The organism is Streptomyces sp. GESEQ-35, from assembly GCF_017948485.1.
Taxonomy (GTDB): Bacteria; Actinomycetota; Actinomycetes; order Streptomycetales; family Streptomycetaceae; genus Streptomyces.
Genome location: NZ_JAFFSX010000003.1, coordinates 225,747 through 238,160, shown reverse-complemented (window position 1 = coordinate 238,160; position 12,414 = coordinate 225,747). Strand labels below are relative to the sequence as shown.

Sequence of the window (12,414 nt, the reverse complement as noted above, 5' to 3'; positions counted from 1 at the left end):
GGACGGGGGTTACGCCGGGGAGGCCACGCATGCAGCTGCGTCAGCTGGAATACCTGGTCGCTCTCGCCCGTGAGCGGCACTTCGTCCGTGCGGCGGCCGCCTGCTACGTCTCCCAGCCCTCGCTGTCCGCGGCGATCCGCCGCCTCGAACACGAGCTGAACGTGCCGATCGTGCGCCGGGGGAGGCGGTACGAGGGGCTGACCCCGGAGGGCGAGGTGGTCCTGGCGTGGGCGCACCGCATTCTCGCCGAGCGCGACGCCCTCCGTCAGGAGCTGTCCGCCCTGGGCGACGGCCTCACGGGCACGCTCCGGCTCGGCGTGGTCCCCACCGCGCTGCCCGCCGCCTCCCTGCTGACGACCCCGTTCTGCGACCGCCACCCGAGCGCCCGGGTGAGCATCGAGTCGCTGTCCTCGGCCGACATCACCCACGGACTGGCCGAGTTCGAGCTGGACGCGGCGATGACGTATCTCGACGACGGCTCCCTGCGAGGAGTGCGCCGACTGCCTCTGTACGAGGAGCGGTACGTGCTGCTGACGCCGGTCGGCGGGCCCCTCGGCGACGCCACCGCGGCAAGCTGGTCGAAGGCCGCCGCCCTTCCGCTATGTCTGCTCAACTCCCGTATGCGCAACCGCCGCATCATCGACGAGTGTTTCGCGGCCGACGGAGCCACCGCTACTCCGGCGATCGAGTCGGACACCGTCGCCGGCCTGTACGCGCACCTCCCGGGCGGCCGCTGGTCCAGCGTGATCTCGCACGCGTGGCTGCACATGTTCGGCGTACCGGAAGGGATGCGGGTCGTACCGCTGGAGGGACCCGTGCACGGACCGAGGGTGGGGCTGGTGACCGGCCCCGACGATCCGCCCTCCGTCCTGGCCGGTGCGCTCCTGGCGGTGGCGCGGGAGGCGGGCGTACGAGAGGCGCTGGACGCGTTGCTGCGGACGTATCTCGATGGTGGCGACCACTGATAGCCGTGCGCTATACGGGCATAGCGAAGTTCGCTTTGACCAGCGACGTTTCCGGCGAGGATCGTGAAGTGCACCTTCCGTAAACGGAGTTGAGGAGCCGCGACCATGGCCAAGGTGCTCTGCGTCCTGTACGACGACCCCACCGACGGATACCCGACCACGTACGCCCGTGACGACCTCCCCGCCATCGACCACTACCCCGGCGGCCAGACCACCCCGACCCCGTCCGCCGTCGACTTCACGCCGGGCCGTCTCCTCGGCAGCGTCTCCGGCGAACTCGGCCTGCGCCGCTTCCTGGAGGCCGCCGGGCACACTCTCGTCGTCACCTCGGACAAGGACGGCGAGGGCTCGGTATTCGACCGGGAGCTGCCCGACGCGGACGTGGTGATCTCGCAGCCGTTCTGGCCGGCGTATCTGACCCCCGACCGCGTCGCCGCCGCGAAGAACCTCAAGCTCGCGATCACCGCAGGCATCGGCTCCGACCACGTCGACCTCGATGCCGCGATCGCCCATGGTGTGACGGTCGCCGAGGTGACGTACTGCAACAGCATCAGCGTCGCCGAGCACGTGGTGATGATGACCCTGTCGCTGGTCCGCAACTACCTGCCCTCCCACCAGGTGGTGCTGGACGGAGGCTGGAACATCGCGGACTGCGTGGCCCGTTCGTACGACATCGAGGGCATGCACGTCGGCACGGTGGCCGCCGGACGCATCGGCCTCGCGGTCCTGCGCCGCCTCGCGCCCTTCGACGTGAAGCTGCACTACACCGACCGCCACCGTCTGCCCGAGGACATCGAACGCGAACTGGGCCTGACCTTCCACCCGACGGCCGCCGACATGGTGCCGCACTGCGACGTCGTCACGATCAACGCGCCGCTGCACCCCGAGACGGAAGGGCTCTTCGGCGACAAACTGCTGGGCGAGATGAAGCGCGGCGCCTACCTCATCAACACCGCGCGGGCGAAGATCGCCGACCGGGACGCCGTCGACCGGGCGCTGCGCAGCGGCCAGTTGGCGGGCTACGCGGGCGACGTCTGGTACCCGCAGCCGGCCCCGCCCGAGCACCCCTGGCGCACCATGCCGCACCACGGCATGACCCCGCACATCTCCGGCTCCTCCCTCTCCGCCCAGGCCCGCTACGCGGCCGGCACCCGCGAGATCCTGGAGTCCTGGCTGGCGGGCACCCCGATCCGCGACGAGTACCTGATCGTGGACGGCGGCGCGCTGGCCGGAACGGGGGCGCATTCGTACTCGGTCACCAAGTGAGCCGAGGAGGCCCCGCTCAGGCCCGGTCGATGTGCACGTTCGTCGACTTCACCCGGGCGGTGGCCTCCACCCCGACCTCCAGCCCCAGCTCCTCCACGGCCTCCCGCGTCAGCAGCGACACCAGCCGGTGCGGTCCGGCCTGGATCTCCACCTGGGCCGCGACATCACCGAGCTTCACGGCCGTGACGATGCCGGGAAAGGCATTGCGGACCGAGGTGTACGACACGTCCTCCTCGCCGCCACCGCCCTTGGCCAGCTCCACGGAGAACGCGGCCAGATCCTTGCCGTCGATGAGGCGCCGGCCGCCCTCGTCCCGATGGGTGGCCACTCGCCCGGCGTCGGCCCAGCGCCGCGCCGTGTCGGGACTCACACCGAGAAGCCGTGCGGCCTGGCCGATTGTGTAGGACTGCATGGGGTCAAGATAGGCGGAGGCCGCCGGCAACGCGTTCGCGTCTCGGCCCGAAGAGTTCTCCGACCGCAGCCGGAACCTGTTCCTCGTAGCGCAGGACGAAGCCGAAGCGGAACAGGCCCAGGTAGTCCGGGCCTCGATCGTCGACCTGATGACGCCGACCGGGGTCACACTGGTGGGAGCCGGCTGCCTGGGCTACGCCGCACCCATGCCGGAGACGTGTCCCTGCGTGTCCTCGAACACGGAGGTCTCGTCGTCCCCGAAGTCCGGGGCCTGGAAGGGGTCGGTCGTCGGAGGCGGCAGCGCTGTGGCAGCACTGCGCGGTGCCCCTTCCAGGGCGGAGAACAGCGAGGTCAGATCGATGAGAGGGCTTCCTTTCGTTAAAGCTTGGTCATCTTGGAGTAGGGGCTCAGGATCCGCTGTTGCGTCGAGCCGAAGTCCACGAGAGCCGCGACTCCGTCCTCGATGCCGACGACTCGGCCGAGACCGTAGATGTCGTGCGTGACCTGGTCGCCCACGGCAAAGTGCTTGGGAGCCGGTGCGACGGGGGCCTTGAAGGGGCTGGTAGGCAAGTGACGCTTAGGTGCGGCAGGCTTTGTCATTGCCCCCAGTATGCGCCAGCGGATGCCCCCTTGGCTGCGGCCGTCCATACTTCGGCTCTTCTACACGTACCGTGACAGGATCGTCACCTGTCAGCCGGCCGCCACATGCCGGAGGAGTTCGGCGACGGCTTCGGGCTCGGTGATCATCAGGTCGTGGCCGGTGTCGATGTCCCACAGGCGGCCGGCCGCACGGGCGGGTTCCATGTCGGCGGGGTCGCGATAGGGCAGGGTCGACGTGCACACGATCTGGGTCTGCGGGATCTTGCGCAGACCGGGCTCGTTCTCCAGGCACAGCGGCTGGGCGAAGCACTTCCAGGGGTGGGGGGTGATCTTCGGTTCCAGCCAGGCGACGGGTCGACCTTCTACGAGCACTACGGCGACGTCCACGATCTGGCCGTCGCCGCGTGCACCGCGACCTATGACCGGCTGGTGGCCGCGGCGCCGATTCCGCGGGGGCCGCTCGGGCCCGACGGCGAGCCGCTGAGCAACCCCATGCCCGGGTTGTTCGCCCATGTGGCCGAGCACGCTCCCCTCTACCGCGCCCTCCTGTGCGACGAGGGCAGCGCTCGGATGATCAACCACCTGCTCCACTGCATCGCGCTCGCCGCCCGCATCAGCCGTGGCCTGGCCGATGACGCTCCGGCTGCCGGAGCCGACCACTTCGCCGAGACACCGCACGACCCGGTCGACGCCTTCCTGGCGGGCGCCGTCCTGGGCACGGTCATCGACTGGCTGAGCCGTGACTGCCCCGGGACGCCCGACGAGATCGGCGCCACGATCTGGCCGTACGCCCTCGCCTGCGCGGAGGTGCCGGCCGGCCCGACAGGCTAGGGCCCGTCCAGCTCTCTCCCACGCCCTGCAACTGCACGCAGCAGACCCCGCTCACCAGCAGTCACAGGGCGCCGCCGATTTCCCGCGGCTTGATCCGCCGGACAGGCTCAGGCGTCGGGCAGTGATGCCGCGAGGTGTTCCCAGGCCGCGTGTACGTCCTCCCCGACCATTCCGAACTGGGTGATGACCGCGACGCAGCGGCCGTCCTCGTCGTCGAGTTCGAGGGCAGAGGTCGGGCCGTGCGCCGCCGTGGAGCGGACGAGGTGGCAGGCCCGGACGCCCGCGAGGTCGATCTCCACCGAGCTGTCCGCGATCGCCGCGAACACCCGCCCGCCGACGGTCCGGTCGGTGACGTGCACCCGGCCGCCGCACGCCTGCATGGCCGCCGGGGCGAACACCGCGACGCCGACCGGCAGTCCGACGGAGTAGACGTGGTCGAGCACGGACGCGATGACGTCGACGTCGATCGGCCGGTGCTCGCCGCGGTACCGGTCGAACGCCTCGCGCCGGGCCACCCCGCCGTCCGCGAGGACCGCGTCGAGCTGCGCGAGCTGGTCGCCGTTCTCCCACGCCGGCACCTCGGGCGCCGGGGACGGACCGGCGACCGACGCCCCCGCCTCGACCGTACGGGCGAGTCCGACCAGCAGGCGGTCTCCCTCGGAGAGGAGCCGCCCCTGGTGCACGGTCCGGCCGTCCGCGTCGAACAGGTGCAGGGCGACCGAGCCGGTGCCCTCGTCCCGCGCGACCACGGCCGAAGCGACACCGTCGGCGTCGATGCGCAGCGCGATCGAGCCCGGGCGGACGGCGAACGCGTCGCCGCGCAGGCTCGGGACCGCGTAACTCCCGGCCTGGTCGATCCGGGCGACCGGACCTCCGGTGACGGCCTGGACGTACTGGAAGAGCGTCAGGCACCGGGCCAGCTCGGGCATGCGTGAGTCGATCAACCGCACACGGCTGTTCCGCCTGCCGCAGCACCCCTCGAACGCGCAGGAGCCATAGGGCTCGTGGTCCGTCATGCTCAGTACACGTCCCGTACGTAGCGCTTCGCCCGTCGCAGCTCCGCGAGGTACTCCGCGGCGTCGTCGTCCCCGCGTCCGCGCTGCTCGGCGATGACGCCCAGCAGTGCCGCCTCGACGTCCTTCGCCATGCGGGAGGCGTCACCGCACACGTACAGGTGCGCGCCGTCCTCCAGCCACCCGTACAGCTCGCGCGACCGCTCCCGCATCCGCGTCTGCACGTAGACCTTCTCGGCCTGGTCGCGCGAGAACGCGAGGTCGAGTTCGGTGAGTACGCCGCGTTCCCGCAGCCCGGTCAGCTCGTCCTCGTACACGAAGTCCGTCTCGCGGTGCCGGTCGCCGAAGAACAGCCAGTTGCGCCCGGAGGCGCCTCGTGCGGCGCGCTCGTGCAGGAAGCCGCGGAAGGGTGCGATGCCCGTGCCGGGGCCGATCATGACCATCGGGACGTCGTCGTCGGACGGGACGCCGAAGGAGGCGTTCGGCTGCAGATAGACGCCCACGGTCGCGTCCTCGCCGGTGCGGTCCGCGAGATACGTCGACGCGACGCCCCCGTACCTGCCGTACCGGACGGACGCGACCGTGAGGTGGACGCGGTCCGGGTGGGCGAGCGGGCTCGACGAGATCGAGTACTGCCGTGCCTGCAACGGCCGTAGCAGGGGCAGGAGTTCGGCCAGGCCGGGTGCGGCGGGCCCGGCGTCCCGGAGCAGGTCGAGCACATCCCGGCCCCAGAGCCAGGAGTCGAGGTCGCAGCGGTCGCCGTGCGCGACGACCGAGGCGAGTTCGCTCGACGGTGCCCGTTCGACGAGGTCGGCGATGAGCTCCTTCGACGGGGTGCGGATCTCCCGCTCGGTGCGCAGGAGTCGGGCGGATTCCCCGTCGGTGCTCGCGCCGAGGTGATCCAGGAGGGCGCCGACCAGCGCGCCGTCGTTCAGCGGTACGACGGCCAGCGCGTCGCCGGCCTCGTACGTGATGCCGCTGTCGCCGAGGTCGAACTCGTAGTGGCGGATCTCCTTCGCGCTGCGCGGGGAGGACAACAGTCTGTTCACCGCGAGCCGGGACGGGTAGGGGGTGCGCTTGTTCCAGGGGGAGCGGGGCGCTGGGGCCGGCGCCGCGCCCGTACCGGTTGCCCCGGTCTCGGCAGCCAGCCGTTCCAGCACCGCGGCCGTCCACTCGGCAGCCGGCTCCTCGAAGTCGACGTCGCAGTCCACGCGTTCGTGCAGCCGGCCGGCCCCGAGCTGCTCCAGCCGGGTGTCGATCAGCTTCGCGGCCTGGCAGAAGTCGTCGTACCCCCGGTCGCCGAGCCCGAGGACCGCGTACCGCAGACCCTCCAGCCGCGGTGCCGTGTCCGACTGGAGCGCCTCCCAGAACAGCCCGGCGTTGTCGGGCATCTCGCCCTCGCCGTACGTCGAGGTGACGACGAGGACGTGGGACATCGCGGCGAGCCGTTCGGGTGTGACGTCGTCGAGCGCGGTGGCGGTGGAGCCGAGGCCACGGGCGCCGGCCCCGGCGACGAGTTCGCCGGCGAGGAACTCGGCGGTCCCGGTCTGCGTGCCGAACAGGACGTCGACCGTCGCCACGGGTGCGTCGCCGGTCGTGGTGTCCCGGTGTCCGGCGGCCGCGATGCCGGCGATGAACCCGGCGAGCCAGGCCTCCTGCTGCGCGGAGAACGGCGCGTCGGCCGGGATGAGGGACCCGGTCGGGGGCATGAGGGTCATGCGGTCACCGTCTCGGTCGGGGCCTGCGGGATGCGGCGGCTCGCGATGTCAGCGATGTCGGCGAGCGCCGCGTTCGCGAGCAGCTCGTCGAACCGGGCGGCGCGCACGCGGCCGGCGTTCTTCGTGGTCTGGTGGACGATCCAGCCGTAGGTGCCGGGGGCGTCCACGCTGAGGTTGTTGCGCTGCCGGAGCGCGCTCTTGTAGTCGTCGAGGCGCTTGATCGCGATGAGCGTGGCCAACTCGCCGTCGTCGAACCGCTCCAGCGTCCCGCGCAGGTACTTCACGACCCGCTGCTTGACGAAGAAGTCCTCGGTGAGCACGAGGTTGCGGACGGCCTCGGCGACGCGCGGATCGTCCGGGCCACTCGCGCCCGGCACCCGCTTGAGCGCGAGGTCCTGCGCGGCGCCGAGCACCGTGTACGACGACAGCAGCGAGAACATGTCGTCGCTGCCCTGGTCACCGAAGGCCGGGGCCCGGCCGCCGAGCACGGTACGGCGGTCGCGGTAGTCGACCTTGAACGCGCGCAGCTTGTCCGTCGCGATCGAGGTCGCCAGTTCGTCGAGGAGTTCGGCCCGGGTGGCCGCGGCGAGGATCTCGGTGGCGTCCTGGTACAGCAGCAGGGCGCGGGGCATCCCGCAGTACACATGCCGCCGCTCGGACTCCCAGTCCTCCAGCAGCCGGGCCGCGAGCGGGGATCCGGTGGCCTCCGAGTGCCATGCCAGCAGCAGTCGTACGGCCTCCTCGTGGAAGGCGCCGTGCCCGGTGTCCGTCACCGGGAACACGAGCAGCGAGTCGGCGCTCACCCGGTCGCGGACCTCGCCCGAGGGGTCGTACTGGTACAGGAACCCGCCGCTCATGCCGTTGCCGAGGCCCTTGCCGAACCCGCCGAGGTTGAGGACCGTACCGCCGGTCATGTACTCGCAGCCGAAGTCGCCGACGCCCTCGACGACCGCTGTCGCGCCGGAGTTGCGCACGGCGAACCGGTCACCGGCCTCCCCCTGCACGAACGTCCGGCCGCCGGTCGCGCCGAACAGCGCGAAGTTCCCGACGAGCACGTTGCCCCCGCGCTCGGCGCTGCCGCCGCCCGGGGCGCGGACGACGATCCGGCCGCCGCTCTGGCTCTTGCCGACGCCGTCGTTGGCGGTGCCGGTGTGTTCGAGGGTGATGCCGTCGTTGCAGAACACGCCGTACGACTGTCCGGCGGATCCCGTGGTGCGGATGCGGACGGCGTCGTCGACGAGGCGGCGGCGGCCGCGGTCGTCGGTGGTGATCGCGGGGGCATCGACAGCGAGTCGGTGGTTGAGTAGCCGCTCGATGTCGATGGAGAGCTGCCCGCCGACCGACTTGTCACTGTTGCGGAGACGGATGCCCTCCACGAGCACGGCCGGCTCCCGCCGCTCGACGAGCGTGGCACGGACCCGCTCGATGAGGGCGTCGTCGGTGGTGAAGTCCTTCTCCAGGTACTCCGGATCTTCTACGACCTTCTCGGGCACGCGCGCGAGCAGGCGCCGCACGTCCAGGCGCCCCACGCTCGCCGGGTGGTCGAGGAGTTGCAGCAGATCCGTACGCCCGCGCGCTTCCCTCAGCGACCGCAGGCCGAGGCGGGCGAGGATCTGCCGTACGTCATGCGCGATGTTGAGCAGGTACTGGGCCAGCGCGCGCGGGTCGCCCTCGAAGGCCTCGGGGTTCGTGGTGAGCCCGGCGGGGCACTTCACGTTGCAGTTCTTCGCCATGACGCAGCCGAGCATCATCAGCGCGGTCGTACCGAACTCGAAGCTGTCGCCGCCGAGCAGCGCCGACGTCACGACGTCGCCGCCGGTCTGGTGGGCGCCGGAGCAGCGCAGGACGACCTTCTGCCGGAGCCCGTTCGCGACGAGCGCCTGGTGCACCTCGGCGACGCCGATCTCCGCCGAACGCCCCGCGTACTTGAGGCTCGTGACAGCCGCGGCGCCCGTGCCGCCGGTGTTCCCGGCGACGTTGATGACGTCCGCGCCGGCCTTGGCGACACCGACCGCGATGGTGCCGATGCCCTCCGAGGACACGAGCTTGACGATCACCCGGACCCGGGCGGCCTTGCAGTCGTGGATGAGCTGGGCGAGGTCCTCGATGGAGTACGTGTCGTGGTGCGGGGGCGGTGAGATCAGCTCGATGCCCGGGGTGCCGCCACGCGCGGCGGCGATGTCGACCGTCACCTTCGGCGCGGGCAACTGACCGCCCTCGCCCGGCTTCGCGCCCTGTCCGATCTTGATCTCCAGTTCCTGGAGCATCGGGTCGGCGAGATAGCCCGCCCAGATGCCGAACCGGCCGGACGCGAACTGCTTGATCCGGGAGCCGCGGATGGTGCCGTACCGGGTGTGGTGCTCGCCGCCCTCGCCGCTGTTCGACATCGCGCCGACCATGTTCGTGCCGTGCGCGACGGCCTCGTGCGCGGTCGCCACGAGCGCGCCGTGGCTCATCGCGCCGGAGGCGAGGGCGCGGGTGATCTCGTGGGCGGGCTGCACGTCGGAGAGCTGGACGCTGTCGGGGGCGCTGTCCAGGAGGGCGAGGAGGCGGGCGGCGGTGCCGGTGGCGGTGACGAGGACGCCGTCGGTGTCCGTGCGGATGGTCTCGACCTCGCCGGGGTGCGCGAGCGCGAGGCCGTCGGCGAGGGCGGTGTGCAGCTCCGTACCCCCGTTGAGGCTCAGCCGGAAGGTCGACTCGTCCACGACCGACGCGACCACCCCACGAACCGTGACGCTCGCATTGCCGCTGGTCGAGAACCGGCCCAGCTCACGGGCGAAGTCCTCCGCCGTACGCAGCCCGGTGACATCCGCGGGCAGCGCGAGCACATCACGCAGCGCGGCCGGGCGCCGTGACCGCTCCTCATGGGTCGTCCGCAGGAAGGCGCGGTACCCGGGCGTGATCCGGAACGCGTCGATCTCGGCGTCGCTGAGCGCGTCGTACCCGGTGTTGCGGTATGCGGCGTCGGTGATGCCGAACGCGTCGTCGAGCTGGCCGAGCGTGAGCAGGCGCAGCGCGTCCGAGTCGTCCGGCCGCCCGAACTCCGGCCGCTCCTCGGTCATGTCACCGAAGCCGCGCACGGCCGTGACACCGAAGGAGTGCCCGGCACCGTCCGACCGCTCCTTGAACAGGCCGAGCAGCGGGACCTGTTGCTCGGTCTCCACCGTGCGGGCCCGCTCGTGCCAGTCCGTCGCGGCCTGTGCGATGCGGGCGAAGCCGACACCGCCGACCGGGGCCTCCATGTGCGGGAAGGCCCGCGCGAACACGTCGTCGCGGGTGTCGAGGTAGTTCGGTTCGAAGAACGCGCCGCCGATGTAGCTCTCGGCGGTGCACAGTCCGACGCGGCCCATGGTCTTCGCCAGGGACTTCTCGGCGGCCTTGCGGAACTTGGCCAGCGCCCGGTCGGTCCCGGTGATCTCGCCCGCGGGCGCGGGCGCGCTCGGGTACTTCTCCTCGGCGCGCAGCCGTGCACTGAGGCTGTAGACCGCCGAGGCGCCGAAGCCGAGGGCGGTCGCGACGTGGTGCGACGACGCCAGCTGACCGCTCTCCGCCACGATCGAGAGGCGCAGCCGCAGCCCGGTCTCGATCAGGCGCTGGTTCACGGCGGCGACGGCGAGGATCACCGGCAGCGGCGCACGCGTCGACGAGATCGCCCGGTCGGTGAGGACCGCGATACCGCCCCCCTCCGCCGCGAACCGCTCGACGTCGTCGCAGAGCCGCCCGAGCGCGGCCCGCAGCGCGTCGGCGTTGGCGGTCTCGTCCCCCGGCACCGGGTCGTAGAGCATGGCGAACCGCTCCAGCGGCACGATCCGCTGATCACGCAGCCGGACCATGTCGAGGTGCCCGAGCACGGGCGAGGACACCACGATCTGACGCGCGTTGGTGTTCCCGGTGCCGTCGGGCTTCGGGCCGAGGGCGACCCGCATGCTCATGCCGTCGGCCTCCCGGATGCTGTCCAGCGGCGGGTTCGTCACCTGGGCGAAGCGCTGCGAGAAGTACTTCGCCATGCCGCCCTCGGTGTCGCTGAGCGCGTTGATGGCGTTGCCGTAGCCCATCGCCGAGATCCGCTCGGACCCGTTGGCGAGCATCGGGTCGAGCATGAACCGGAAGCTCTCCTGGTTCAGCGCGTACGCCACGTACCGCCCTGCGAGGGTCAGGTCGCCGTCGTATCCGAGCGTCGTCGTGCCGCGGTAGTAGTCGGGGGCCGGCAGGTCGTCGAGGTTCACCCGGGCCGCGGTGAGCAGTTCGCTGTACGGCCGACGCGCGGCGAGGGCGTCGAGCACCTCGCGCGTGCGCATCCGGCGGCCGGTGCGGTGGTCCACGACGAGCATGCCACCGGCCTCGATACGGCCCCGGTGCACCACTTCGCCGTCAGGGAAGGCGACTTGGCCCGCCTCCGACGCCACGATCAGGTACTCGGCGGTCTCGACGGTACGCAGCGGACGCAGGCCGAGCCGGTCGAGGCGGGCGCCGACCACGTCCCCGTCGCTGAAGATCACGGCCGCCGGACCGTCGTTCTTCTCCTCGTAGAGGGAGAAGTACTCGAGCATGTCGCGGACGGCGACGGGCAGGGTGCGGTCGTTCTCCCACGCGGGCGGCATGAGCGAGACGACCGCTTCGACGAGGTCGAGGCCGTCGTCGAACACCCGGCTCTGGAGGGTCTGGTCGAGGCGGCTGGAGTCGGACTGCCCCGGCGGACGCACGATGCTCCGGGTGCGGGCACGCGCGAGGGCCTCGTCGCTCAGCCGGTTCTTGCGGTCGGTGTTGAGCTCGCCGTTGTGCGCCATGAGGCGGAACGGCTGCGCCATGGTCGGGTGCGGCTCGGTGTTGGTGGAGAACCGGGTGTGGAAGTACAGCGACCGTACGGAGTGCCGCGGATCGCACAGATCACGGAAGTACCCGATGACCTCACCGGAGTTGAGCCGCCCCTTGAGCACCTGCGTCCGCGCGCTCAGCGACAGCGGGTACAGCCCGGCGTACGTGTCATCGGCGTAGGCGACGGCTTCGACGGCGAGCAGGGCGCGATGGCAGGCGGCGTCGACATCGGCCCGCTCCCACCCTGCCGGCGCCCGGAACACCCACTGCACGATGGGGAGTTGGTACTGCTCGGCGGCGGGCCGGGCGACGCCGTGATCCACGGGTACGTCCCGCACGAGCAGCATCTCGAAGCCCTGCTCGGCGATGCACCGCCCGACGAGGCCGACCGAGCTGTGGCGCCCGGCCGAGCCGGTCGGCACGAAGCAGTTGGCGACGCCGAACTGCCCTGCGCGCAGCTCCTCGCCGGTGATCGCGCCGAAGAACTCCACCGACAGATCGACGCTCACCCCCGCGCCGTCACCGACCCCCTCGGCGGACGCACCGCCCCGGTGCGGGATGGCGCAGAGCGCCTCGTCGCCCTTGCGGATGACGTCATGGCTCGGCGTCCCGTCGAGCCGGGTGATGAAACCGACGCCGCAGTCACTGTGGTCGCGGGCGGGGTCGTACAGGCCGAAGGCGGAGCGATCGGCAGACCGATGGACAGGGCGAGGCACAGGGCGGTTCAAGTGCGGGTCCTCTGAGCGGGTGCGGGTTCCGGCAGGGGGTGCCTCCCAGGCCCTTGAGGCACTGGGG

At 71.5% G+C, this 12,414-nt stretch carries 9 protein-coding genes; 3 read left to right on the top strand and 6 right to left on the bottom strand.

Annotated elements, in window-relative coordinates:
- The first annotated feature begins 29 nt into the window (after positions 1-29).
- The gene (locus KCH87_RS08080) at positions 30-965 is read left to right on the top strand and encodes a LysR family transcriptional regulator (protein ID WP_210585220.1); all 936 of its coding nucleotides are present in this window, start codon (positions 30-32) and stop codon (positions 963-965) included.
- Between the two features lie 105 nt (positions 966-1,070).
- Positions 1,071-2,231, top strand: coding sequence for an NAD-dependent formate dehydrogenase (locus tag KCH87_RS08075; RefSeq protein ID WP_210585219.1), 1,161 nt, complete (start codon positions 1,071-1,073; stop codon positions 2,229-2,231).
- 16 nt (positions 2,232-2,247) lie between these two features.
- Here the strand turns inward: KCH87_RS08075 and KCH87_RS08070 are convergent, their stop codons facing one another.
- The 3 genes from KCH87_RS08070 to KCH87_RS48900 form a co-directional block, all read right to left on the bottom strand.
- Positions 2,248-2,643 (bottom strand): molybdopterin-binding protein, encoded by a 396-nt coding sequence (locus KCH87_RS08070; protein ID WP_210585218.1) that lies wholly within the window; start codon positions 2,641-2,643, stop codon positions 2,248-2,250.
- A gap of 377 nt (positions 2,644-3,020) precedes the next feature.
- Positions 3,021-3,242, bottom strand: a complete 222-nt coding sequence (locus tag KCH87_RS08065; RefSeq protein WP_210585217.1) for a hypothetical protein — start codon at positions 3,240-3,242, stop codon at positions 3,021-3,023.
- A 90-nt stretch (positions 3,243-3,332) separates the two neighbouring features.
- Complete coding sequence (locus tag KCH87_RS48900; RefSeq protein ID WP_247195881.1) at positions 3,333-3,629, bottom strand: hypothetical protein; 297 nt, start codon at positions 3,627-3,629, stop codon at positions 3,333-3,335.
- A 42-nt stretch (positions 3,630-3,671) separates the two neighbouring features.
- Between KCH87_RS48900 and KCH87_RS48895 the strand changes: the two genes are divergently transcribed.
- On the top strand, positions 3,672-4,073 hold the full coding sequence (locus tag KCH87_RS48895; protein WP_308298777.1) for a TetR-like C-terminal domain-containing protein: 402 nt from the start codon (positions 3,672-3,674) through the stop codon (positions 4,071-4,073).
- Between the two features lie 107 nt (positions 4,074-4,180).
- Here the strand turns inward: KCH87_RS48895 and KCH87_RS08055 are convergent, their stop codons facing one another.
- The 3 genes from KCH87_RS08055 to KCH87_RS08045 form a co-directional block, all read right to left on the bottom strand.
- Complete coding sequence (locus KCH87_RS08055; protein WP_210585215.1) at positions 4,181-5,002, bottom strand: hypothetical protein; 822 nt, start codon at positions 5,000-5,002, stop codon at positions 4,181-4,183.
- Positions 5,003-5,091: 89 nt separating this feature from the next.
- Positions 5,092-6,804 carry a sulfite reductase flavoprotein subunit alpha gene (locus KCH87_RS08050; protein WP_210585214.1) on the bottom strand — a complete coding sequence of 571 codons (1,713 nt, stop codon included), beginning with the start codon at positions 6,802-6,804 and terminating at the stop codon, positions 5,092-5,094.
- Entirely contained in the window at positions 6,801-12,347 is a 5,547-nt protein-coding gene (locus KCH87_RS08045) for a glutamate synthase-related protein (RefSeq protein ID WP_247195880.1), read from the bottom strand. Before KCH87_RS08045 ends, KCH87_RS08050 begins: the two co-directional genes overlap by 4 nt.
- Between the last annotated feature and the right edge of the window lie 67 nt (positions 12,348-12,414).